Annotated in this window: 30 protein-coding genes and 1 pseudogene; 14 read left to right on the top strand and 17 right to left on the bottom strand. The window is 48.0% G+C overall.

Features of this window, described 5'->3' with window-relative positions:
• Window positions 1-66: 66 nt before the first annotated feature.
• The 6 genes and pseudogenes from KG631_RS04925 to zapE form a co-directional block, all read right to left on the bottom strand.
• Complete coding sequence (locus KG631_RS04925; protein ID WP_213995825.1) at window positions 67-804, bottom strand: cytochrome c1; 738 nt, start codon at window positions 802-804, stop codon at window positions 67-69.
• A pseudogene (locus tag KG631_RS04920) lies at window positions 804-2,064 on the bottom strand (cytochrome b N-terminal domain-containing protein). The gene KG631_RS04925 and the pseudogene KG631_RS04920 overlap by 1 nt, the downstream one beginning before the upstream one ends.
• Before the next feature lie 14 nt (window positions 2,065-2,078).
• Window positions 2,079-2,669 (bottom strand): ubiquinol-cytochrome c reductase iron-sulfur subunit, encoded by a 591-nt coding sequence (gene petA / locus KG631_RS04915; RefSeq protein WP_213995818.1) that lies wholly within the window; start codon window positions 2,667-2,669, stop codon window positions 2,079-2,081.
• Window positions 2,670-2,941: 272 nt separating this feature from the next.
• Window positions 2,942-3,334 (bottom strand): 30S ribosomal protein S9, encoded by a 393-nt coding sequence (gene rpsI / locus KG631_RS04910; protein WP_097112381.1) that lies wholly within the window; start codon window positions 3,332-3,334, stop codon window positions 2,942-2,944.
• Window positions 3,335-3,346: 12 nt separating this feature from the next.
• The gene (gene rplM, locus KG631_RS04905) at window positions 3,347-3,775 is read right to left on the bottom strand and encodes a 50S ribosomal protein L13 (protein WP_019675269.1); all 429 of its coding nucleotides are present in this window, start codon (window positions 3,773-3,775) and stop codon (window positions 3,347-3,349) included.
• 216 nt (window positions 3,776-3,991) lie between these two features.
• Window positions 3,992-5,083, bottom strand: a complete 1,092-nt coding sequence (gene zapE / locus KG631_RS04900; RefSeq protein ID WP_213995811.1) for a cell division protein ZapE — start codon at window positions 5,081-5,083, stop codon at window positions 3,992-3,994.
• 123 nt (window positions 5,084-5,206) lie between these two features.
• Between zapE and KG631_RS04895 the strand changes: the two genes are divergently transcribed.
• The 3 genes from KG631_RS04895 (at window position 5,207) to KG631_RS04885 (ending at window position 8,275) form a co-directional block, all read left to right on the top strand.
• Window positions 5,207-5,653 (top strand): YhcB family protein, encoded by a 447-nt coding sequence (locus KG631_RS04895; RefSeq protein WP_213995806.1) that lies wholly within the window; start codon window positions 5,207-5,209, stop codon window positions 5,651-5,653.
• A 91-nt stretch (window positions 5,654-5,744) separates the two neighbouring features.
• Window positions 5,745-7,097: a Do family serine endopeptidase gene (locus KG631_RS04890; RefSeq protein WP_213995799.1), complete on the top strand. Its 1,353-nt coding sequence runs from the start codon at window positions 5,745-5,747 to the stop codon at window positions 7,095-7,097.
• Window positions 7,098-7,189: 92 nt separating this feature from the next.
• Entirely contained in the window at window positions 7,190-8,275 is a 1,086-nt protein-coding gene (locus KG631_RS04885; protein ID WP_365868211.1) for a trypsin-like peptidase domain-containing protein, read from the top strand.
• Window positions 8,276-8,302: 27 nt separating this feature from the next.
• Here KG631_RS04885 and murA read toward each other — a convergent pair whose 3' ends face one another.
• From murA to mlaF, 7 genes are read right to left on the bottom strand one after another with little or no spacing between them, the layout of a single operon-like run.
• Complete coding sequence (gene murA, locus KG631_RS04880; protein WP_213995790.1) at window positions 8,303-9,562, bottom strand: UDP-N-acetylglucosamine 1-carboxyvinyltransferase; 1,260 nt, start codon at window positions 9,560-9,562, stop codon at window positions 8,303-8,305.
• 7 nt (window positions 9,563-9,569) lie between these two features.
• Window positions 9,570-9,827, bottom strand: a complete 258-nt coding sequence (locus KG631_RS04875) for a BolA/IbaG family iron-sulfur metabolism protein (RefSeq protein WP_213995773.1) — start codon at window positions 9,825-9,827, stop codon at window positions 9,570-9,572.
• A gap of 9 nt (window positions 9,828-9,836) precedes the next feature.
• Window positions 9,837-10,130: an STAS domain-containing protein gene (locus tag KG631_RS04870; RefSeq protein ID WP_213995767.1), complete on the bottom strand. Its 294-nt coding sequence runs from the start codon at window positions 10,128-10,130 to the stop codon at window positions 9,837-9,839.
• Between the two features lie 4 nt (window positions 10,131-10,134).
• Window positions 10,135-10,809, bottom strand: coding sequence for an ABC transporter substrate-binding protein (locus KG631_RS04865; protein WP_213995759.1), 675 nt, complete (start codon window positions 10,807-10,809; stop codon window positions 10,135-10,137).
• A gap of 2 nt (window positions 10,810-10,811) precedes the next feature.
• Window positions 10,812-11,276 carry an outer membrane lipid asymmetry maintenance protein MlaD gene (gene mlaD, locus KG631_RS04860; protein WP_213995748.1) on the bottom strand — a complete coding sequence of 155 codons (465 nt, stop codon included), beginning with the start codon at window positions 11,274-11,276 and terminating at the stop codon, window positions 10,812-10,814.
• A gap of 1 nt (window position 11,277) precedes the next feature.
• Window positions 11,278-12,060: a lipid asymmetry maintenance ABC transporter permease subunit MlaE gene (mlaE, locus tag KG631_RS04855; protein WP_213995747.1), complete on the bottom strand. Its 783-nt coding sequence runs from the start codon at window positions 12,058-12,060 to the stop codon at window positions 11,278-11,280.
• Complete coding sequence (gene mlaF / locus KG631_RS04850) at window positions 12,057-12,848, bottom strand: phospholipid ABC transporter ATP-binding protein MlaF (RefSeq protein ID WP_213996920.1); 792 nt, start codon at window positions 12,846-12,848, stop codon at window positions 12,057-12,059. Before mlaF ends, mlaE begins: the two co-directional genes overlap by 4 nt.
• Before the next feature lie 287 nt (window positions 12,849-13,135).
• Here mlaF and KG631_RS04845 point away from each other — a divergent pair, with 287 nt between their 5' ends.
• The 11 genes from KG631_RS04845 to KG631_RS04795 are packed head-to-tail and all read left to right on the top strand — an operon-like array spanning window position 13,136 to window position 20,874.
• Window positions 13,136-14,113, top strand: coding sequence for a calcium/sodium antiporter (locus KG631_RS04845; protein ID WP_213995746.1), 978 nt, complete (start codon window positions 13,136-13,138; stop codon window positions 14,111-14,113).
• 28 nt (window positions 14,114-14,141) lie between these two features.
• Window positions 14,142-15,110: a KpsF/GutQ family sugar-phosphate isomerase gene (locus KG631_RS04840; RefSeq protein WP_213995745.1), complete on the top strand. Its 969-nt coding sequence runs from the start codon at window positions 14,142-14,144 to the stop codon at window positions 15,108-15,110.
• A gap of 1 nt (window position 15,111) precedes the next feature.
• The gene (gene kdsC, locus KG631_RS04835) at window positions 15,112-15,666 is read left to right on the top strand and encodes a 3-deoxy-manno-octulosonate-8-phosphatase KdsC (protein ID WP_213995744.1); all 555 of its coding nucleotides are present in this window, start codon (window positions 15,112-15,114) and stop codon (window positions 15,664-15,666) included.
• Entirely contained in the window at window positions 15,663-16,220 is a 558-nt protein-coding gene (gene lptC / locus KG631_RS04830; RefSeq protein WP_213995743.1) for an LPS export ABC transporter periplasmic protein LptC, read from the top strand. The genes kdsC and lptC overlap by 4 nt, the downstream gene beginning before the upstream one ends.
• On the top strand, window positions 16,207-16,701 hold the full coding sequence (gene lptA / locus KG631_RS04825; RefSeq protein WP_213995742.1) for a lipopolysaccharide transport periplasmic protein LptA: 495 nt from the start codon (window positions 16,207-16,209) through the stop codon (window positions 16,699-16,701). The genes lptC and lptA overlap by 14 nt, the downstream gene beginning before the upstream one ends.
• Window positions 16,698-17,420: an LPS export ABC transporter ATP-binding protein gene (gene lptB, locus KG631_RS04820; protein ID WP_213995741.1), complete on the top strand. Its 723-nt coding sequence runs from the start codon at window positions 16,698-16,700 to the stop codon at window positions 17,418-17,420. The genes lptA and lptB overlap by 4 nt, the downstream gene beginning before the upstream one ends.
• A 46-nt stretch (window positions 17,421-17,466) precedes the next feature.
• Window positions 17,467-18,963 carry an RNA polymerase factor sigma-54 gene (locus KG631_RS04815; protein ID WP_213995740.1) on the top strand — a complete coding sequence of 499 codons (1,497 nt, stop codon included), beginning with the start codon at window positions 17,467-17,469 and terminating at the stop codon, window positions 18,961-18,963.
• 26 nt (window positions 18,964-18,989) lie between these two features.
• Window positions 18,990-19,277 carry a ribosome hibernation promoting factor gene (gene hpf / locus KG631_RS04810; RefSeq protein WP_019675250.1) on the top strand — a complete coding sequence of 96 codons (288 nt, stop codon included), beginning with the start codon at window positions 18,990-18,992 and terminating at the stop codon, window positions 19,275-19,277.
• A 7-nt stretch (window positions 19,278-19,284) separates the two neighbouring features.
• Complete coding sequence (gene ptsN, locus KG631_RS04805; RefSeq protein WP_097112363.1) at window positions 19,285-19,758, top strand: PTS IIA-like nitrogen regulatory protein PtsN; 474 nt, start codon at window positions 19,285-19,287, stop codon at window positions 19,756-19,758.
• Entirely contained in the window at window positions 19,755-20,612 is an 858-nt protein-coding gene (gene rapZ, locus KG631_RS04800) for an RNase adapter RapZ (protein ID WP_213995739.1), read from the top strand. Before ptsN ends, rapZ begins: the two co-directional genes overlap by 4 nt.
• Complete coding sequence (locus KG631_RS04795; protein WP_213995738.1) at window positions 20,602-20,874, top strand: HPr family phosphocarrier protein; 273 nt, start codon at window positions 20,602-20,604, stop codon at window positions 20,872-20,874. The genes rapZ and KG631_RS04795 overlap by 11 nt, the downstream gene beginning before the upstream one ends.
• 11 nt (window positions 20,875-20,885) lie before the next feature.
• Here the strand turns inward: KG631_RS04795 and KG631_RS04790 are convergent, their stop codons facing one another.
• Genes KG631_RS04790 through KG631_RS04775 form a run of 4 tightly spaced genes read right to left on the bottom strand, consistent with a single transcriptional unit; the run spans window position 20,886 to window position 23,614 of the window.
• Window positions 20,886-21,284 carry a Na+/H+ antiporter subunit G gene (locus KG631_RS04790; RefSeq protein WP_213995737.1) on the bottom strand — a complete coding sequence of 133 codons (399 nt, stop codon included), beginning with the start codon at window positions 21,282-21,284 and terminating at the stop codon, window positions 20,886-20,888.
• A gap of 10 nt (window positions 21,285-21,294) precedes the next feature.
• A complete protein-coding gene (locus KG631_RS04785; protein WP_097112359.1) occupies window positions 21,295-21,564 on the bottom strand; it encodes a K+/H+ antiporter subunit F in 270 nt (89 codons plus the stop codon).
• Window positions 21,558-22,094, bottom strand: coding sequence for a Na+/H+ antiporter subunit E (locus tag KG631_RS04780; RefSeq protein ID WP_213995736.1), 537 nt, complete (start codon window positions 22,092-22,094; stop codon window positions 21,558-21,560). The genes KG631_RS04785 and KG631_RS04780 overlap by 7 nt, the downstream gene beginning before the upstream one ends.
• The gene (locus KG631_RS04775; RefSeq protein ID WP_213995735.1) at window positions 22,091-23,614 is read right to left on the bottom strand and encodes a monovalent cation/H+ antiporter subunit D; all 1,524 of its coding nucleotides are present in this window, start codon (window positions 23,612-23,614) and stop codon (window positions 22,091-22,093) included. Before KG631_RS04775 ends, KG631_RS04780 begins: the two co-directional genes overlap by 4 nt.
• Window positions 23,615-23,840 lie beyond the last annotated feature (226 nt).

Here is a 23,840-nt window from a genome sequence, read left to right as displayed (position 1 = left end):
GTAAAATAAAAAACGGCAAAGGGGCGCTAAGGCCCCTGGTATCTCAATACTAGTTAAATCAACTAATTAGTGAACATCTTTCCAGTATTCTTTCTTCAGCAAGTAAGCTAACACAAAGAAGATCAATAAGAAGATCATCACTTTGTAACCCAAAGCATGTGCTTCGAGTTTGGTAGGCTCACCAACATATTCCATATAGTTTACCAGATCTGCGATAGCGCTATCATACTCTTCTGTACTTAACTCACCGCTACCATCAGTCTGAATGCCAACGTAGACTTCTTTGGGCTGACCATCAACCAACCGTGTCTCGTAAGTCTTGCTCGGTACACCCTGCAATTCCTGCAGCACGTGGGGCATGCCTACCATCGGAAACACTTCGTTATTCACGCCAAATGGCCGGCTGTCGTCAACATAGAACGCCCGCAGGTAAGTATACAACCAATCCGGGCCACGAACCCGGGCTACGTTGGTTAAATCGGGTGGAGTGGCACCAAACCATTTTTCACCGTCTTTAGCCGACATATTGTTGGTAATATGATCCCCGACTTTTTCACCGGTGAACATCAGGTGTTCCATCCCAAGCTCTTCCGGAATATCCAGATCGGCGAAGGTACGGGAATAGCGCTGATACTGCATCTGGTGACAACCCAGACAATAGTTCTGGAACAGCCGGGCACCGTTTTGCAGTGACGCCTTATCGGTTAAATCAATAGGCGCTTTATCTAATGGTACTGCCGGGCCCGCTGCCATCGCCAGTGAAGAAGCTAATAATGCAACAGCAGACAATAACGTTTTCATCATTAGGTAACCCTCACTGGTAATGGCTTGGTATTTTCATTCTTACTGTAGAAGAACAGCAACACGAAGAACCCAAAATAAGTAAACGAGAAAATCTGTGCCAGTAAGGTATAGACACCTTCAGCAGGCAATACCCCCAGTACACCCAAGGCAACAAAGCTGATACAGAAATTAATCAGGTTTACTTTGTGCAGGCCGCTACGGTAGCGTACTGAACGAACTCTGCCTCTGTCCAGCCATGGCAACAACGCCAGCGCCACGATAGCTGCGAACATCGCCACGGCACCCATAAATGGGTGTGGAATTGCCCGTAAAATCGCATAGAAAGGCGTAAAGTACCAAACCGGTGCAATGTGCTCTGGTGTTTTCAGCGGGTTAGCCGCTTCAAAGTTTGGCGGCTCCAGGAAATAACCGCCGCCTTCGGGCAGGAAGAAAATAACCCAGGCAAAAATTAACAGGAAGCCGGCTACACCCACTAAGTCTTTTACGGTGTAGTACGGATGAAATGGGATAGCATCGACAATCACTTTCTTACCACCGCGGGTAAAATACTGATGGAACGTAAATTTCTTATCAGCTTCTGTTTGCTCAACACTGCCGTCGTTATCTTTCTTAATATCGATACCGTCCGGGTTGTTTGAGCCTACTTCGTGTAGCGCCATAATGTGCAAAAACACCAGAATAACCAGTACCAGTGGCAGCGCGATAACATGCAAGGCAAAGAAACGGTTCAGGGTTGCACCCGAGATTACATAGTCACCGCGGATCCACAGCGTTAAGTCTTCACCGATAAAGGGGATAGTACCGAAGATACCAATAATATACCTGTGCACCCCAGAAGCTCATCTGACCCCAGGGTAATAAATACCCCATAAAGGCTTCAGCCATTAATACCAGGAAAATTAACATCCCAAAAATCCACAGCAGCTCTCGTGGTTTCTGGTAAGAACCATACATCATGCCTCGCAGCATATGCAGATAGACCACCACGAAAAAGGCCGACGCGCCGGTAGAGTGCATATAGCGCAGTAACCAACCATAATCGACATCACGCATGATGTATTCAACAGAGGCAAAAGCGCCCTCAGCTGAAGGTTCATAATTCATGGTTAACCAGATGCCGGTAACAATCTGATTAACCAGTACCAACATGGCCAGTGAGCCAAAAAAGTACCAGAAATTAAAGTTTTTCGGTGCCGGATACTGCATCACATGCAGGTTCATCTTATCCATAAAGGGTAAGCGGTATTCAATCCAGCTCATCAGGTTTTTAAACATCAGACAGCCCCCTCATCTTCGCCTACCACTATGGTGTTATCGTCGATGAACATATGTGGTGGCACCACTAAATTGGTCGGTGCCGGTACGCCCTGAAATACCCGGCCAGCCATATCGAATTTAGAACCATGGCATGGACAGAAGAAACCCGCACGAATGCCTTCAACCTGGGCAGAAAAGTCATTTGGCAAATAAGTGGGTGAACAACCAAGGTGAGTACAAATACCAACTGCAACAAAAATATCAGGCTTAATGGAGCGATGACGGTTCTGGGCATAAGCGGGCTGTTGGGCCACTTCTGAACCAGGGTCGCGCAGATTCTCTTCAGTTAACTCTAACTGGTCCAGGGTTTCCGACGTGCGTTTAACGATCCACACCGGCTTTCCCCGCCACTCAACCCGAATTAGCTGCCCTGGTTCAAGTTTGCTTATGTCTGCCGTTACAGCAGCACCGGCTTGTTTAGCCCGCTCACTCGGATTCCAGGATGCAATAAAGGGTACAGCCACTCCTACAGCACCCACGCCTCCCACTACTGAGGTAGCAATGGTAAGGAAGCGGCGGCGACCATGATCTACAGGCGCATTGCTCATCCACTCATCTCCACATTAACGCTTAACTTAAAACAAATTTAAGCGGCTGAATTCCAGCAATTATTATAAGTTTAAAAAATAACGCCGATCATAATGAAAAGCCTTGCTTTACACAAGGTTTAAGGCGAGATGAATAGCTAATATATCGGGGTCACCACGGCTTAAACAGCAACAAAGCGTTACAGTTCAGGGCTTACAGCCAAACAACATCGGCAAACCCCGGAAAATAAAAAACCCGGCATAAAAGCCGGGTTTTTGGTACCTGCAGCGAATTAACGCTTCGAGTACTGTGGACGCTTACGTGCTTTACGCAGACCCACTTTCTTCCGTTCAACTTTACGAGCATCACGCGTTACAAAGCCTGCTTTACGCAGTGCCGGACGCAGTGATTCGTCAAACTCCATCAGTGCACGGGTAATACCGTGACGGATAGCACCGGCCTGACCGCTGATACCACCACCTTTAACAGTGATGTACAGGTCGAACTTCTCAACCATATCAACCAGTTCTAGCGGCTGTTTTACTACCATACAGGCAGTCTCACGGCCGAAGTACTCGGTCAGAACGCGCTGATTGATAACAATGTTACCTGAACCAGCTTTTAAGAAGACACGGGCCGTTGAGCTTTTACGACGACCAGTTCCGTAGTATTGATTCTGTGCCATGTTATGCTCCGATTAAATATCTAAAATTTGCGGTTGCTGAGCAGTGTGTTGATGCTCTGCGCCAGCGTAAACTTTTAACTTACGGAACATAGCGCGGCCCAATGGACCTTTTGGCAACATACCTTTGATAGCAGTTTCCAGAACCATTTCAGGTTTTTTCGCGATCAACTTCTCAAAGCTGATTTCCTTGATACCGCCTGGGAAACCAGTGTGCGAGTAATACATTTTGTTTTTCGCTTTGTTGCCAGTAACCGTTACTTTCTCAGCATTGATAACGATGATGTAATCACCGGTGTCAACGTGAGGCGTATACTCTGGCTTATGCTTGCCACGTAAACGAGCAGCGATTTCAGTTGCGATACGACCCAGTGTTTTACCGTTTGCATCAACAACGTACCAGTCGCGTTCTACGCTTTCTGGCTTTGCAGTAAAAGTTTTCATCTAAACCTATTCCAAATAAACTTAAGTTACACCTAACATTGCGCAGGGCTGTTGCTAACAATGTCGTAATCGCACCCCTTCGAGTACAAAAACTACCGGGCTAACGGCAGTATGAGGCTGTAACGTAGGCCGGGCGCGGATTATATATTAAACAATTACAAAGATCAGCCCTGTTACTGAAAAAATATCAGAAATGTTGCCGTTACCCCGCTACCGCTACGGTAAATGTGGCGATGCCAGATAATCACGTGACTGCATTTCCTGCAACCGGCTGATACAACGTTTAAACTCAAACTCCAGTAAACCCTGCGTATATAACCGCTCCAATTCTACTTCGGCCGAGATAATCAGCTTTACCTGGCGCTCATAAAATTCATCAACCAGGGCAATAAACCTTCGGCTGACATCCTCATTATGGCGGCCCATCGGTTTAACACCGGCCAGCAGCACTGTATGGTAGCAACGGCTCAGCTCCATATAATCGTATTGACTGCGTGCGCTCTCACACAAGGTATTAAAGGTAAACCAGACAATACCGTCTGCTTCCGCCACCGCGGTCAACTTTCTGTTGGCAACTTCAATCTGGCAGGATTGCTGGCGCGGCTCTACTGACAGCGCCATAAAGTATTGTTGTAAATTCTGCTCGGCCTGCTCATCTAATGGATGGTGATAAATTTCGGCCTGCTCCAGAGTACGCAGTCGGTAATCAATCCCACTGTCAACGTTAAAAACCTGACAATGTTGTTTAATCAGATTGATTGCCGGGACAAAACGGGCGCGCTGCAAACCGTTGCGATACAAGCCATCAGGCTCAATGTTCGAGGTAGCGACCAGGGTAATGCCGCGGGCAAACAGTGCCTGCATCAGCGTACCTAGAATCATTGCATCGGTTATATCCGACACAAAAAACTCATCGAAACAAATAATATCGGTTTGCTGTTTAAAATTGTCAGCGACCTGTTGCAACGGATTTTTCACGCCTTTCAACTGTTTCATGTCCTCATGCACCCGATGCATAAAGCGATGAAAGTGAATCCGCATTTTGCGTTTCGTTGGCAAACACTCATAAAACGTATCGACCAGATAGGTTTTACCGCGGCCGACCCCGCCCCAGAAATACAAACCGGTCAGGGGTTTAGTCTCTGGTGTGCCGGACATCAGCTTCTGCCACCATGACTGACGTTGCGGTAACATTTGCACAAAATCGTCATATAACCGCTGCAACTGTTTTACAGCATGTTCCTGCGCCGTATCATGATGAAAGTCTGGTCTGGTTAAGTCTTGCTGATATTTTTCTGTTGGTGTCATGGTCTCTGGCTGGAAACTTAGTTGGTTTAGCGGGCAAAACAGGTGATAATAATAACATGCCTTACCACTGACGCTAAGAAGTTAAGGTACACTGGTTACAGAATTTACTATTTAGGAGTTGATATGGATCTCACGTTCGCCCTGGCGGGCCTGGCAGTCGGTTTAATTGTCGGTGCAATTCTGGCCAGATTGTACAGTTTAAAGCAGTTTAACAGCCATAAACTGCAGCAGGAGCTGGATGCCAGCCGTGAGCAACTTAGCCAATATCGGCAGGATGTGTCGCAACATCTGGACGTGACCAACCAACTGATGACCCAGCTGCAAGATAATTACTCGCGGATAGCCCGCCACGTCCAACAGTCTAAAATGCAATTGGTCGAGCAACCACCTACCACAAAAAATTCTGAGTTGAATTACTTGTCAACCGATACCGCTGCCCATATTAAACAATCATTACATCAGATCGATGAAAAGCGCCGGGTGTATTCCGCAGTTGATGAACAGCCCCGCGACTACTCCGGTGAAGCAAGCGGTCTGATTAAAGAGCGGAAGGTCAGCAAGCCCGAGTAATACTTCGTTACACAACGCTTTTAGTAAACGCTGAACTTTTTCTCTGCGATAACGTTCTTAGTCGCATGTTTGTAGAGGAGACTATTACGCGATGAAGATGAAATTGTCCGTGTTACATGCTGCCGTGCTGGCAGCGACATTAGCTGTTCCGGCCAGCACCGCGCAGGCCGCCTTGCCTTTCTTTAATTCAGACAAACAAGAAATGCCTACGCTGGCGCCCATGCTGGAAAAAGCGACCCCTGCTGTAGTACACATTTCGGTTGAAGGCAGCCGGGAGGTACGCCAGCGTATCCCTGATGCGTTTCGTCACTTTTTCGGCCAGCGCGGCCAGGGCGAGCTGCGTCAGGAGCGACCTTTCAGTGGTCTCGGCTCCGGTGTCATTATCGATGCTGCCAAGGGCTACATTGTGACAAACAACCATGTAGTGCAGGATGCGGATAAAATTCTTGTCCGCTTAAAAGATGGTCGCAGCTTCAACGCAAAGAAACTTGGTGCAGACCCGCAAAGCGATATAGCCCTGCTGCAGATTGAAGCAGAAAAGCTGGTACAGATTCCACTGGCCGACTCAGACAAATTACGGGTTGGGGATTACGCTATTGCCATTGGTAACCCCTTTGGTCTGGAACAGACCGTTACCTCAGGTATTGTCAGTTCACTCGGCCGCAGCGGCCTTAATATGGATGGTTTTGAAGACTTTATTCAAACCGATGCCGCAATTAACAGCGGTAACTCGGGCGGTGCCCTGGTTAATCTGCGCGGTGAGCTGATTGGCATTAATACCGCTATTCTCGGGCCGAATGGCGGCAATGTCGGTATCGGCTTTTCTATTCCCTCAAATATGATGAAAAACCTGGTTGAGCAAATCCTTGAGTTTGGCGAAATCCGCCGGGGCAGCCTTGGTATCCGGGGTGATAATGTCAATTCAGAACTCACTGAAGCGCTGAATTTAGGTGTAAGTCGTGGCGCCTTCATTATTGAAGTTTTACCTGACACTGCTGCTGCAGCCGCAGGCTTGAAAGCCGGTGATATTATAGTCAGTATGAATGGTAACAGCATTAATAATTTCAATGAACTAAGAGCCAGAATTGCTACCCTGGGAGCAGGGCGCAAAGCTGAGCTTGGCATCTTGCGCGATGGCAAGGAGCGTAAAGTCAGTGTTACTTTACGCCAGGCTGAAACGGCTCAGGTTGCAGCAAATGAACTGCACCCGATGTTACGTGGTGCAACCTTAAATAATAGTGATAAAGGCGTCGAGATCACTGAGCTTGCCAGTGGCTCAGTCGCTGAACAAGTTGGATTACGACAAGGCGACATTATTACCGGCGTCAACCGGCAGCGCGTAGCCAATCTGGCAGAACTGAGGCGAATTCTGGAAGGACGGCAAGGCGTGGCGGCACTCTATATCCGCCGTGGCAATGATGACCTGTACATTCTACTCAGATAACTGAAATTAGCTTAAGCAGTAGCTAAGTGGCTACTGCTTGAGCACAAGAAGTGCTATGCTAGCTGCACTTATTGATCGGCTACCAGACTTCTGTGCGAAATTTTTTCCTGTTTATCCTTAAAAGTATTGTTTATGGCCTGGCTCTGGCATTGGTCATTTTACTGTTTTTTCCGAATTTAACCGGCATAAGCCTGCCAACATGGCAAACTAAAGCCGAACAAACTGAACCTGCCCCCGTTTCCTATGCCAGAGCGGTAAGAAAAGCAGCCCCGGCGGTTGTTAATGTCTATACCCGCAGTAGAGTTATTGATCCCCGGGGGTTTCAGCCGCGCTCTATTGAGCGCCAAGAACTGGGTTCTGGCGTTATTATGAGTGCCAAAGGCTACATTTTAACAAATCATCATGTGGTTTCCGGTGCTGATCATATAGAGGTTGCGCTGCAGGATGGGCGCTGGCTGGAGGCCGTATTAATTGGGCAGGATGTCATTTCAGATCTGGCGGTGCTGTATGTCGAAGCGGATAACCTCCCCGTCATCCCCCAGGACAATGAGCTGGACCCGCAGGTAGGCGATGTGGTGCTGGCGATTGGTAACCCGCTGAATCTGGGGCAAACCATAACTCAGGGTATTATCAGCGCCAACGGCAATACTGGCCTTAGTTCCCGTGGTTATATCGATTTTATGCGAATGGATGCAGCGATCAATAAAGGTAATTCTGGTGGTGCTCTGGTCAACACCAATGGCACGTTAGTTGGCATAAATGCGGCGGCATTTCAATTACAAAACCAGGAGATTCAGGGTATTTTCTTCGCGGTACCTTATCAGCTGGCCCAAAATATTATGCAGAAACTGATCAAATATGGCAGGGTTACCCGCAGCCATTTGGGCGTGTCGGGCGACGCGGTGGTCAATGCAGCTGGCGACAAACTGGTATCAACTGGCCAGAAAATGTATGGGTTGGCGCTGACCGCAATTAATCCGGGTGGACCAGCCGACGAAGCCGATTTGCAGATTGGTGATGTTATTCTGAAAATTGCCGGTGAACAATTCTCTGATACCCGCCAGGCACTGAACCTGATTGCTGAAACAGCGCCAAATACTGAATTAATGCTGACCATCGATCGCAATGGCCAGATTATTGAAGTGCCTACTGTGGTGCGTGAGTTACGCCGGGGTTAACACGTTACTAAGCGAAACAGCCTGTTATCAGGCTGCTTCTATCCGTTCAATTTTGGCACCCAGCTTTTGCAGTTTATGCTCAATACGCTCGTAACCCCGATCGATATGATAAATCCGTTCAACCAGGGTCTGACCTTCAGCCACTAAACCTGCTATAACTAAGCTGGCCGAAGCCCGTAAGTCGGTAGCCATAACCTGTGCCGCCATCAGCTTCGGACTATGCTGACAAACAGCAGTATTCCCTTCAAGCCGAATTTTAGCCCCCATCCTTTGTAGTTCAGGCACATGCATAAAGCGGTTTTCGAAAATGGTTTCAGTAACAACTCCCACACCTTCAGCGACCACATTTAGTACGGTAAACTGCGCCTGCATATCAGTAGGAAAGCCAGGGTGCGGCACTGTTTTCACATCGACAGAGTGTAATTTTCTGCCTGTCATGTTCAGTCTGATCCAATCTTTGCCAGTGGTAATGTCGGCACCTGCTTCGCGCAGCTTCTCCAGTACAACTTCTAATTCTGACGGGTCGGCGCTGACACAGGTGACATCACCACCAGTAACCGCAGCCGCAACCAGAAAAGTACCGGTTTCTATCCGATCTGGTAATACCCGGTGACTACCGCCATGTAAAGCACTGACACCTTCAATCCGGATTGTATCACTGCCCGCCCCGGTTATCTTTGCGCCCATAGTATTCAGATAGGTCGCTAAATCGACAACTTCAGGTTCACGGGCAGCATTTTCAATGGTGGTAATCCCATCAGCCAGTACCGCTGCCATTAGCAGGTTTTCCGTGCCGGTAACGCTGACCATTTCCATAATAATATGGGCGCCTTTTAAACGGCTGGCGCGGGCCTTAATATAACCATTCTCAACCTGAATTTCGGCGCCCATCTTACGCAGACCGTCTATATGCAGATTGACCGGGCGCGCACCAATAGCACAACCGCCGGGCAACGATACCTCTGCCTGGCCAAAGCGACTTAGCAGCGGGCCTAGAGCCAGAATAGAAGCCCGCATGGTCTTAACCAGCTCATAAGGAGCATACTGATTGTTAATCTGACCAGCATCAACGGTAACACAGTTTGTATCTACCGATAATTTAGCGCCAAATAACTGTAATAACTGATACGTGGTTTCAATATCTTTTAACTTTGGCACATTGGTAATGGTGCTGGGTTTTTCAGACAAGATACTGGCGAACAAAATAGGTAATGCGGCATTTTTCGCACCGGAGATTATCACCTCACCTTGCAAAGGGCCACTGGCAGTAACGCGGAATTGTTGCATAGTATTCTTACACAGGTGGGTTTAAAAGTTTTTCTCTGCGCCATTGTTCCGGCGTAAAGGCCTTAATGCTAACAGCATGAATACTGCCGTCGGCAATTGCACTCATCAAAGGTGCATATATCATTTGTTGTTGCTTAACCCGGCTGACATCGGCAAAACAGTTACCTACCGCTGTTACCGAATAATGCGAGCCTTCGGCCCGCACATACACTTCGGCGAGTTGCAGCTGCTCTGTCAACAGCTGTTCAATTTGTTTAATCTCCACACAACACCTTTAATCTGTTATCGGTAGCAAGGTCGTCACACCACTTACTTTGGCCAACGCAAGCAGTTGGGTGGGAACCTTATTAAATTCAACCTGCAGCTTCTGCTTACGGGCGCGACCGAGTTGCTGAATTAACCACGCTAATCCAGCTGAGTCTACATTGCTTAGGGCAGAAAAATCAAAGATTACCTTGCCACTGAGGCTATTTAACAATTTAAAAGGTGAATATAGCATTAATGTATCGCGGTTCAGCTCGCCGCTAAACCGTAAAACATCCTGGTCTTGCTTGATATCAAGTGCCACGGCGTTACTCCGGCACCTTGATCGGCTCTTTGGCTTTTTCCAGTAACAGCTCAGTAACCCGGGCCACCCCTTGCTGCCGGATAAGGTTACTCAGCTCAGCACGCTTACTGTCTAATAACGATATTCCCTCCGCAACCATGTCGTAAACCAGCCAATGCTCAGAACCACGATTACGGCGCAGTTTAAAATCGATGGTTATATCAGGTTTTCCGGGATCGATTACCCGGGTTTTAATCGTCATAATACTTTGATTTTCTGGTGGACGTGCCGGTTGAATAATCACTTTCTGATCTCGGTAATACGTTAGTGCACCCGCATATGAGGCAACCATATAGTCTTCAAACGCTACCACAAAATTATCAAACTCCTCCCGCGGCAGTTCACGCAAATTTACTGCCCTGCCAATCACTGTTAAGGCTGCGTATCTGCTGTCGACGTAAGGCACCAGTTCCTCATTAACGATGACCCGCAGATGTTCTTTGTCTTTGGCAATCAGTTCCTGGTCTCTGGCAATTCGCTGAAAGGTTTTATCTGCCACGACTTCCATCATTTTAAATGGGTCGGTATATTGTTCTACCTGTTGTGCTGCTTCAGCTTGTTCTGATTCATTCCCAAGCGCAGCAAGTGGCGTTGCAGCCAACGCAACCAGTAATAAGGCCCTGCCGGATATATGTTTCACGATTAATTCCCCCGGTTAAATAAGAACTGGCCAATAAGCTCTTCAAGAACGATCGCTGAACGCGTGTCCTGAATGGAATCGCCATCAGCTAAAATTTCGACTGTTTCATCTATGAAGCCCGGTTGTAAGCCAAGATACTGCTCACCTAATAAGCCGGATGTTAAAATAGCGACCGAACTGGTCTCCGGGAAATTACTATACTGCTCGTTAATTTCCATCTTCACAACCGGCGTGTAATACACCGTATCCAGGTCTATTGAGGCTACGCGACCCACAACAACGCCGCCCACTTTAATGGGTGACCGTACCTTTAAACCCCCAATATTTTCGAACTTAGCATACAACACATAACTCTCGCCTGAACCACTCACTCCGGCGTTTGCCACCTTTAACGCTAACATCAGAAACGCGGCGGCTGCCAGAACAATAAAAGTGCCTACTAAAATTTCAATTTTCCGTGTGGTCATTTTATCCACCAAACATTAATGCAGTTAATATAAAGTCAAAGCCCAATACAGTTAGTGAAGCCGTCACCACTGTCTGGGTTGTTGCCCGGCTGATACCTTCAGAAGTGGGTATTGCATCGTAGCCTTTGTGTAATGCTATCCAGATTACAATTACGGCAAAAACGATACTTTTGATTACCCCATTCAGCACATCCTGATATAAATCGACATTGGCTTGCATCGTCGACCAGTAACTACCGCCGTCAACACCTAACCAATCGACACCTATTAAATGACCGCCAAGAATACCCACTGCATTAAATACCAGTGCTAGCAATGGCATGCTGATCACCCCTGCCCAGAAACGCGGCGCAATAATGCGACGCAGCGGATCAACTGCCATCATCTCCATGCCGGATAATTGCTCAGTGGCTTTCATCAGGCCTATTTCTGCCGTTAACGCACTACCAGCACGCCCGGCAAACAGTAACGCAGTCACCACCGGGCCAAGCTCCCGCAGCAAGCTTAATGCCACCAGCGGACCGAGCATTCCCTCGGCACCAAACTTAACCAGTACTGTATACCCCTGCAGTGCCAGTACCATGCCGATAAATAAGCCTGAAACTACGATAATTAACAGTGATAACACACCAATGACATATAGCTGCTTAATAAGTAGCGGGAAACCTTTACGAAAATCCGGTTTACCAACCAGTGCGCCGAACAACATTAAACCTGAGCGACCAAAGCCAGCAACATTGTTAAGAGTATTCCGCCCAAGATGTTGAAGTTTGTCTGTAATCACCTGGCAGACTCCATTAATTCATCCTCATAGGCATTGGCCCGGTAATGAAAGGGCACAGCACCATCGGCCTCTCCCTGCAGAAATTGTTGAACCAGCTCCGACTTATCCTGACGCAACTGCTCCGGAGTGCCATGCCCTATTACCTTCTTCTCGGCAACGACATAAACGTAGTCAGCAATACTCATTACCTCAGTAACATCGTGGGAAACCACTATAGAGGTTAAACCCAGTGCATTGTTCAGCTCTTTAATCAGACGCACGATAACCCCCATTGAAATGGGGTCCTGCCCGGCAAAGGGTTCGTCATACATTATTAACTCAGGGTCCAGTGCTATGGCTCTTGCCAGCGCCGCGCGCCGTGCCATACCACCTGATAATTCAGCAGGCATAAGATCCCGCGCTCCGCGCAAGCCAACAGACTCAAGTTTCATCAATACGATTAACCGGATTATCGACTCTGGCAAACGGGTGTGCTCACGTATTGGAAAGGCGACGTTGTCAAAAACCGACATTTCAGTAAACAGAGCGCCACTTTGAAATAGCATGCTCATTTTTTTTCGGGCCTGATACAACTCCGCCCGCGACAATGCAGGAATATCCTGACCATCGAATAATATATGGCCACTATCTGGTTTTAACTGGCCACCAATAAGCTTAAGTAGCGTTGTTTTACCAATACCACTGGGGCCCATAATGGCTGTCACTTTACCGCGACGTACCTGCATGCTCATGCCGTCGTAGATCAGGTTCTCGCCCCGGGAAAAGCTTAAGCGCTGGATATCAACCATAATATCGGACAAATTGGACTCCACCTGAAAACAACCGCTAACGCGGTTTTACCTTACCTGGCACCTAGCCTGCCAATATACATACAAGAGTGTATGTTTGCAATCGAAGACCGTTATCATCTAACGTTGTAATATTGTAAAGGTATTGCACCGCAAAGTCGTTACAAAAAATCGTAACAAAGTGTGCGAAAAAATCGAAGAGAGCTGAAGCAGCAGGTTTTTTTGCAATTGCTGGCAATAACGCGGAAAATACTGCTAACGTTACCGGTAAATTACAGGACTGTTGTGTGTCTCCTCTTATAGTCGCTATCTTTTTTGTGGTCGTCGGCCTGGTGTTATTGATTTGGAGTGCCGATCGCTTCGTATTTGGTGCCTCCTCTATAGCCAGAAATAGTGGTATTTCGCCGATGGTTATTGGCCTGACCATTGTTGCTATGGGGTCCTCTGCCCCTGAAATGCTGGTATCGGCAACAGCCGCCTGGCAGGGTAAACTGGATACCTCGGTGGGTAACGCTATTGGTTCAAACATTACTAATATTTTATTAGTAATTGGTGCAGCAGCGTTGTTAAAACCTATTGCGGTATCGTCGTTAACGTTACGCCGGGAATTCCCCCTGCTATTAATATGTACCTTGTTTGGATACTACTTGCTTTCGGATGACCTGCTAACCCGTACAGAGGGAGTTGTACTGCTGGTCGCGTTTTTCAGTTTTCTGGCCCTGTTAGTATATTGGGGCAAGCATGCTACCCCCGACGACCCTTTAATTGCAGAAATTAACGCTGAATTGCCCACCGTCAGTATTTCAACCCTGCAAGCTGTCATCTGGGCGGTCGTGGGGTTAGTGTTATTACTCGCCAGTTCACAGCTACTGGTGCACGGAGCCGTTACCATTGCCCGCTATGCTGGCTTAAGCGATCTGGTCATTGGTCTGACGATCATCGCAATCGGCACCAGTCTGCCAGAACTGGCCGCCAGTATTATTGGTATTCTAAAAGGCGAAGATGACTTAGCACTGGGTAATATTATCGGCTCCAATATCTTTAATATTCTGGCCGTGCTGGGCTTAGGTGCCGTCATAGGCCCGGACGTTATTGATGCCAATGCAGGTGGTCGTGACAGTTATGTCATGATCGGTGCAACTATTTTAATGTTGGTGATGTCAGTACGTCTGACGCGGATGCAACGGATTAACCGGGTAGAGGGTGCTATACTGCTGGCAGGCTTTATCGGCTATCAATATCTGTTGTTTTCTCAGGTAGCGTAGTTTTTTATCCTTACTAATGGCAAGTATTATGACCAGCACTTTTTGTACCCGGGCACTGGCAGTTCTGCAAATTGAAGCAGAAGCCGTGCGTCAGCTTGCGCAATATATCAATGCTGATTTCGAACAGGCCTGTCAGCTGTTATTTCACAGCAAAGGTAAAGTTATTGTGATGGGCATGGGTAAATCAGGCCACATCGCCAACAAGATATCTGCCACGCTGGCTTCTACCGGTACCCCGGCATTTTTTGTTCACCCTGCTGAAGCCAGTCATGGTGATCTGGGCATGCTTACCACAGGTGATATTGTGCTGGCCATTTCTAATTCTGGTGAGACCGCCGAAATATTAACGATATTGCCCGTTATCAAAAGGCTTGGCATTACCTTGATCAGTATGTCGGGTAATCCGGGGTCGACCCTGGCTAAGTTATCTGATGTTCATTTATGTGTCAGGGTGGAACAGGAAGCCTGTCCATTAGGGTTAGCGCCCACGGCCAGCACCACAGCAACCTTAGCTATGGGTGATGCGCTGGCTGTTGCTTTGCTTGATGCCCGCGGCTTTTCAGCTGACGATTTTGCGCTGTCCCATCCCGGTGGCAGCCTGGGCCGGAAATTATTGTTGCGCCTGAGCGATGTGATGCACACAGACTCGCAAATCCCGGTAGTAGAGCGCCGGGCGACAATTAAAGAAGCCTTGCTGGAGATTTCAGAAAAAGGCCTTGGCATGACAGCAGTGGTTAACGACGATCGCAGCCTGGCCGGTATTTTTACCGACGGTGATTTACGCCGGATCCTTGACCTGAAACTGGATATTCACAGCACGCCCATTGAACAAGTGATGACAACCCCCTGCACTACCGCCAGCGCTGAAATGCTGGCAGGTGAAGCGCTTAAAATAATGCAACAGAAGAAAATCAATGGTTTACTGATTGTCGATCAGCATCAGATCCCCGTCGGGGCAATGAATATGCATGATTTATTGCGGGCAGGGGTACTTTAACATGTCATTGTTTGCCAAGCTTTATCAACCTGTCAGTGCGGAACTTATTGCCAGAGCAAGTGGTATTAAACTACTGATTTGTGATGTCGACGGGGTATTCTCCGATGGCCGGATTTATCTGGGCAATGACGGTGAAGAGCTGAAGGCTTTTCATACCCGCGATGGCTATGGCATTAAAGCCTTGCGCCATGCCGGGATAGAAGTAGCCGTAATAACCGGCCGCACCTCTGCTATTGTTGAACAACGCATGCGTTCGCTAACGGTTCCTTACATTTATCAGGGCCAGGAAAATAAACTGGCAGCCTTTGCCAGCTTGCAGCAGCAACTGGCGCTGAGTACTGAGCAGATTGGTTACGTTGGTGATGATTTGGCAGACTGGCAGGTCATGCAGCAGTGCGGTTTATCGGTGGCAGTTAACGATGCTCATCCTTATTTGCGACTGCACGCAGACTACATCACCTCTTTGCCCGGCGGCTTTGGCGCAGTGCGCGAGCTGGCCGATTTATTGCTAATAAGCCAGCAGAAGTTTCAACAATTTGATGGCAGCAGTTCATGAAAAAAGTGTTGTCGCTATTGGTATTGGCGCTGGTGCTTACAGCCACCTACCTGTGGTTTAACCCGAGCGAACAAACTGATCCCAGCTCCGCAGATCGTGAACTGTTGCCTGATTATATTGCCGAACAGGTTACCCGTACCCTGTACGACGAACAAGGTTATGTCGCTGACCTTATTCAGGCTGGCCGGCTGGAGTTTTTTGAACGACTCGGTTTCACCCAGTTCGAACAACCCAAATATACGTTATTCGATGAAGAACACGTTGCGGCATGGGAAGTCACCAGTCAGTTTGGTATCTGGTTACCTGACGATAAAATTATCCTGGAACAGCAGGTTAATATACATAATGTTAATGGCAACGAACTGATTGACCGGATAGACACCGATAACCTGGAACTGTTGCTGCCAAGTAGACTATTGCAAACCTCTGCAGCAGTTAAAATAATCGGTAAAGGTTTTCACATAAATGGTATAGGCTTGGAAGCAGACTTAACTGAACAAAAACTGCGCATCATCAAGCACCTGGAGACAGTATACGCCAATGAACAAAATTAAATTTTTCTTATTTGCCACGCTTTTCTCAGCAAACAGCTATGCAATTAACGCTGATTACAGCCAGCCTATTGCAATAACCTCTGACAATAATGAGACCTCAATCAAGGAAAACGTCTCGGTATATACCGAAAATGTCGAAATCCGTCAGGGCAGCTTAAATATTAAAGCCGATCGCTTAGAAATTAATGCCACGGCAGGTAAAGGCAATGAGATATTTATTGCGACAGGTACCCCAGTCAAGTACAGCCAGCTACTGGACGGTGATGTACCTGTAAATGCCAGCGCAGCTGAAATTCGCTATGATCTGGCCAGCCGTACCCTGACCTTAAGTGGCAACGCCGAATTAAGCCAGAGCGGCAGCCAGGTGCAAGCTGCGGTCATTCGTTACAACATTGAAACTCAGCAAATCAGTGCAGAAAGTGGTGAACAGAAAAAACGGGTAACCACCATTTTCACCCCGGAGAACAAGGAAAACCCATGAAGTTAGTGGCAGCGCATCTGGCCAAAAGTTATAAAGGCCGACAGGTGGTAAAAGATGTCAGCCTGGAAGTCAGTGCCGGCCAGATTGTCGGTTTGCTCGGACCCAATGGGGCCGGTAAAACTACCACCTTTTATATGATTGTCGGCCTGGTACCATCAGATAAAGGCAAAATCACGCTGAATGAGCAGGACATTACCTTCGATCCTATTCATGCCAGAGCCCGCGCAGGCATCGGCTACTTGCCGCAGGAAAGCTCTATTTTCCGCAAATTATCCGTATACGATAACCTGCTGGCCATTTTACAAACCCGCAAAGAGCTCAGTACGGCAAAACGGGAAGAGCTGGCAGACGACTTACTGGAAGAGTTTCATATTGGCCATATCAAGAATAGCCTTGGCATGAGCTTATCGGGTGGTGAGCGGCGCCGGGTGGAAATAGCCAGAGCATTAGCAGCTAACCCAGCCTTTATTCTGCTGGATGAGCCCTTTGCCGGTGTCGACCCTATTTCGGTACTGGATATTAAAAAAATTATTCAACATCTGGGACAGCGTGGTATTGGTGTGTTAATCACCGACCATAATGTCAGAGAAACCCTTGATGTCTGCGAAATGGCCTATATTGTCAGTCATGGTGAGCTGATTGCGGCTGGGCCACCACAAGAAGTATTAGTTAATCAGCAGGTTCGTGATGTATACCTCGGTGAACAATTCAGGCTATAGTTAAGAAAAACAATAAACGCCTGCTTCAGGAGAGAAATAGACGTAAATGAAACCCTCTTTGCAACTTCGGCTAGGTCAGCAACTTACAATGACACCTCAGTTACAGCAGGCGATTCGCTTACTGCAATTGTCAACCATTGAGCTGCAGCAGGAAATACAGGAAGCATTGGATGCTAATCCGCTGTTGGAAAGTGAAGATGAGTTTGAAAGCTTCTCTGCCGACCCTGACAGTAGTGACGTTAATGATAATGACGTCCGTTCTGCTTCTGACGAAAGTAACGACACCGCTCAGGAAAACCTGACTGAAATTGCCGAGCGTGATAGCAGTGAATCAATGGCTGAGCAAGGCCTGCAGGACGACCTGCCACTGGACAATAACTGGGATGACCTGATAAGTGCTGCACCGGTCAGTGCCGGCTCACCACCTGATGAAGATATGGTTTTTCAGGGAGAAACCAGCGAAACCCTGCAAGATTACCTACGCTGGCAAATGCAATTAACGCCGTTCTCTGAAACCGATTTGGCTATTGCCGAGATAATTATTGAAGCGATTGACGAAAGTGGTTTACTTACCATAGACGTCGCTGAAATTCTGGAGTCACTGGGTCTGCCAGACGTTGAAGCGGATGAAGTTGAAGCGGTGATTAAACGGATCCAGTTATTTGATCCTGTCGGCGTCGGTGCCCGCACTATAGCCGAATGTCTGCTGGTGCAGTTGCGTCAGTTTGACCCGCAAACCCCATTTCTGCAGCAAGCTCAGCACGTCATAAAAGAACATACCGACTTTTTAGCTAACCGGGACTTTCGTTCTTTAATGCGGGTGACTAAACTGAAAGAAGATGAGCTGAAAGAAGTTATGCGGCTTATCCTTAGTTTAAACCCCAGACCGGGTGCCGATGTGATCCGACAGGAACAACAGTACGTGATCCCGGATGTTTCGGTAAGCAAAGTTAAAGGTCGCTGGCAGGTTGAACTTAACCCCGATGCCATGCCCAAAGTAAGAATTAATCAGCAATATGCGGCGATGTCGCGTACGGCAAAAAATACCGCCGATACCCAATTTATCAGGTCACACCTGCAGGAGGCAAAGTGGTTTCTGAAGAGCCTGGAAAGCCGCAACGAAACACTACTGAAAGTTGCAAACTGTATTGTCCAACAGCAGCAGGCTTTTTTTGAACATGGCGAAGAAGCAATGAAACCGATGGTGTTGAATGATGTAGCGGAAATGGTTGGCATGCACGAGTCCACCATCTCCCGGGTGACGACACAAAAATTTATGCATACTCCCAGGGGCATATTTGAACTTAAATTCTTTTTTTCCAGTCATGTCAGTACAGAGAGTGGTGGCGAATGTTCCTCCACCGCGATTCGCGCTTTTATTAAAAAACTGGTGGCCGCTGAAAACCCGGCCAAGCCACTAAGTGACAGCAAGATGGCGGATATATTGTCTGAACAAGGTATCAACGTCGCGCGGCGTACTATCGCCAAGTATCGGGAAGCTTTGTTTATTCCGCCATCGAATCAACGCAAGACCTTGGTTTAGGTCGGCAAAACAGAAGGAAAACGTCTATGCAAATCAACTTAACGGGTCGTCATGTAGAAATTACCACTGCATTAAAAGAGTACGTAGACAATAAATTCGCCAAGCTGGAACGTCATTTTGATCACATTAACAATGTACATGTCATCCTAAACGTGGAAAAATTGAAACAAATTGCTGAAGCTAAGCTGCATTTAAACGGCGGTGAGGTTTTTGCTGCATCGGAAGATGAAAATATGTACGCGGCTATCGATCAGTTAATAGACAAGCTCGATAGGCAAGTTATTAAACATAAAGAAAAAGTGGCCCGACACTAAGTCAACTATGATCAACTTAAGCGCTATGCTAGCCGAGAACTGCACCAAGAGTGCAGTTCTTTTTAACAGCAAAAAACGAATTCTCGAATATATTGCCGAGCTGGCGCATCAGCGCTTACCCGAAATAAGCGAGTACACTATCCTTGAAGCGTTAATGACCCGTGAAAAGCTGGGTTCGACCGGTATTGGCGGGGGCATAGCCATTCCACATGGCAAGCTTAAAACGGTTACCCAGCCCATTCTGGTATTCGTGGTGACCAAAGATGCCATTGCTTTTGACGCTATCGATAATCAGGCGGTTGATATTTTCTGTGCCATCCTGATCCCGGAAGAACAGTGTCAGGCTCACTTAACGACCCTGGCCGGTATCGCCCGTTTGTTAAGCCAGAAAGAACTCACCCGGAAAATCAGGCATGCTGAGTCTGACGAGCATCTGTATGAGTTGATCATCGACGCCAGTGAGGTAATGAGCGCATCATGAAACTTTTGGTTGTCAGCGGTCGCTCAGGTTCCGGTAAGTCAGTCGCGTTAAGAGTATTAGAAGATCTCGGCTACTATTGTGTCGATAATATTCCGGTAAATTTGTTACCGACACTGGCAACGACGGTGATGGGCCAGTACGAGCGGGTTGCCGTCAGTATTGATGTTCGTAACTTGCCACAGGACCCGGATGAACTGGCAGATATTTTGTCCTATCTGCCGCGAAAATTAGACCTGACCATTCTGTATCTCGACGCTGACCATGCCAGTTTAATTAAACGCTTTAGTGAAACCCGGCGCTTGCACCCACTATCACATCAGGCCATGTCGCTGGATGAAGCGATTTCCCGCGAACAACAATTACTCGATCCTATTTCCAGCCGTGCCGATTTGTATATTGATACTACTGAGCTGAATGTCCACCAGTTAGCAGAACAACTGCGCGAGCGGATCCTTGGCCAGAAAACCGGCAGACTGGTGATGCTATTTGAATCATTCGGTTTTAAATATGGCATTCCCAAGGACGCTGATTTCGTTTTTGACGCCCGTTTTCTGCCTAATCCGCACTGGGAACCTGAATTAAAGCCGTTAACAGGGTTGGATCAGCCGGTAAAAGATTACCTGGCGTCGCAAGCCGTAGTGGCAAAATATACCTGGCAGATTAATAGCTTTATCAGTAGCTGGTTGCCGCACCTTGAGCGCAATAACCGCAGCTACCTGACTATTGCTATTGGCTGCACCGGCGGCCAGCATCGTTCAGTTTACATTGCTGAAAACCTGGCGGAAAGCTATCGCAGCCAGCGGGAAGATGTACAAATCAGGCACCGGGAGCTGGTACGCCATCATGGCCACTAAGCTTAGCCGCAATGTCACTATTGTTAATCAGCTTGGATTACATGCCAGAGCCGCAACTAAGTTAGCCCAGTTGTGCCAGCAGTTTGAATCACACATTGAATTAGTCTGTGAAGATAAAACAGCTGACGCCTGCAGTGTCCTGGCATTACTGATGCTGGCGAGCAGTAAAGGCAAAACCTTGCAGGTTACAGCACAGGGCAGCGATGCGCAGGCCGCACTAAATGCCGTTGTCTCCCTTATTGAACAAGGCTTTGGAGAGTAGCCACTGCAAGCCTAAGATCCCTTACTCCGTTTATTCTCTGGCATTGCCTTTTTTATATTCGGGCTGCCTTCCTGTTGTCCCTGCTTCAGTTCACGCTCGCCCCGGGTCCTATCAATTGCCTTTAGCTGGTGATGCAGTGCCGTTTTAATTAGCATATGCGCACTGATCGGGGCGGTAATCAGCAGAAAAATAGTAATAAGTAACTCATGGACACTAATGCTTTGCTGCAGACTGAAGTAGAAAATTGAGCCGAGTAATATACCGCCCATCCCCAACGTTGTGGCTTTAGTCGGACCATGCAGCCGCATAAAAAAGTCTGGCATCCGGCTTAAGCCAATGGAACCAATTAATACAAAACTACCGCCGAGAAACAGGAAAAACGCGACAGCCCACTCCATCCAATTATGCATTTCACTATTCCTATTCGATTATATCGCCGCGCAATAAAAACTTACAAACGGCAACGGTGCTGACAAAACCCAGCATCGCAATTAGCAGCGCCGCTTCAAAATACAACGGCGAGCCCATTAACAGCCCGTATAAGATAATCAGTGCGATACTGTTGATAAACATGGTGTCCAGTGCCAGGATCCGGTCTGGCAAACTTGGACCTATCAGCAGCCGCCATAAATTCAGCAGCAATGCCAGGCTGATCATGCCAAACACCAGAAATATGACATTCTCTAACATTGAAATATCTCCTTCAGCGGCGTTTCATAACGGCTTTTTATAGTAGCAATTAACTCTGCCTCATCTTCTAAATTCAGCACATGAATTAACAGCCAGCGCTGGGTTATTTCGCCGGCATTGGGTTCAGTGTCATGACACGGATAAACATCCGCGCTAACGGTTCCCGGGGTCATTGATACCGTGCTGGCCAGAATAGTAATCGGTAAATCATGCTGTAAGTCTAATGGCATCCGTACAAAAGCCGGGTTCAGCCTGCGCTGAGGCCCCAGGATCAGCACAGCAACCTGGGCATTGGCGGTGATGATATCGCCAAACACCCGTAAAATATAACGCAGCGCCAGTAATGGCCGCTCAATTAATGGCTGCGGATCCCGGAACTTGGCACTTATCCAGGGGATAATTAATGCCAGAATAGTACCAAAGAACAGATGAATCACAGCGACACTCTGATTCAATAACAGCCAGACCAGCAGCAACAGTAAGCTGCGATAGGGTGTAGGTAACCAGCTAAAACGTGGCGTTACTCTCATGGTTGTTCTCCAACAGGTGCCGCATCACCCAGAATGATTGCAATACTACCTTGAATATCACGCATTTGCTCAGCTGCAGCAAATGACAGCTCTGTCAGCGGTCCGGCAAAAACCACCATCAACGGTGCAGCCAGAAGCAACCAGCCTAAAGCAAAGGCTTGCAATGGTAATACCCGTTCCGGCCCAGCTTCATTGCCACTGACCCGCCAGAACAAAATGCTGCCGGCGCGAGATAAACCAATAAGTACCATTAAACTACTGACGAGCACCACAGACCACAGCAAAACCTGCTGCAAAGGTGAACTTGCTGCCTGCAGAATCATCAGCTTGCCGACGAAACCTGACAGCGGTGGCAAACCGGCGACTGCGACTGCCGCCGCCACAAACATGGTACCCAGCAAAGCCGGTTGGGCCATTCGCCGGCCCGGTACCAGTCGGTCACCGGCTTTACCCCGCTGGGCACCGATTAAATCAGCAAGTAAAAACAAGGCGCCGCACACTAAAGTGGAATGCACGGTGTAGAAAAGTACCGCTGAGGTGGCTGCTGAGTTTTGCAAAGCAACCAGGGTAACCAGAGTACCAACCGAAATAATAACCAGATTTGCCACCAGCTTTCTGAAATCCTGACTGGCCAGCACACCAATGGCACCAAGCATAATAGTGGCAAGGCCAAAGGGCCATAGCCAGTCAGACGCCATCCCGGCCAAGGGCCCGGCCTGCTCCCCAAAAATAGTGGTATAAACTCTTAGCAAGGCATAAATACCAATTTTAGTCATAACAGCAAACAGCGCAGCAACCGGCGGCGACGCTGCCGAATAGGTTGCCGGCAACCAGAACTGTAATGGTAAAATTGCCGCTTTCAGTGCAAATACAATTAACAGCAATAAGCCGCCGGATTTCACCAGCATAAGGTTTTCAGCTGGTAACTGCGCGACCTGAACCGCCATATCGGCAATATTCAGGGTGCCAAGGGTGCCGTACAAGATACCCAGCGAGAATAGAAATACTGCCGACCCCGCCAGATTAAGCACCACGTAGTGCACTGCCGCCTTGGTTTTGTTTTTACCACCGGCATGCACCAGTAACCCATAGGACGCAATCAGCAGCACTTCAAAAAACACAAACAGGTTAAATAAATCGCCGGTTAAGAAAGCCCCATTGATACCCATCAGTTGAAACTGAAATAATGGATGGAAAAACGAGCCCCTTTCATCCTCACCAGCGCTGCCATAGCAAATGGCGCCCAGCGCCAGTACCGATGTTAAACACACCATACTGACACTAAAAATATCCGCGACCAGAATAATCCCAAAAGGAGGCTGCCAGGCGCCTAATGCATAAAATGAAATGCCTTCCGCCTGCGTCTGCCACAACAGACACACGGTCAGTATCAGCAAAATGACGGTAGATATCATGCTGACCCAGCGCCGGCGCATTGGCGAGTAGTGAATAGGTGGCAGCATAATTAGCAGCGCAGTAAAAATTGGCAGTAAAATGGGCGCGATAATCAGATGCGACATTAACGGCTCTCCTTGCGACTACTTTCATTTTCCGGCAATTTGCCATCGACACGACCACTGCCCAACCAGCGCGGGCCTGACCACACAGGATCGAGGCATGCAACGTAAAGTCTGCAACGGCTGCGGTCAGCAACATAGTGCCCGCTGTGGCAGCGTTATTAGCTAAACGATGGAAGGAGCATTCTAATCAAGATCAGAAGATTTTACACCAGTGCTAACACCATCA

Source organism: Arsukibacterium sp., from assembly GCF_018402695.1.
Lineage (GTDB): Bacteria > Pseudomonadota > Gammaproteobacteria > Enterobacterales > Alteromonadaceae > Alishewanella.
The sequence above is the reverse complement of the archived record's forward strand: the minus strand, read 5'-3'. Positions and strand labels throughout refer to the sequence as shown.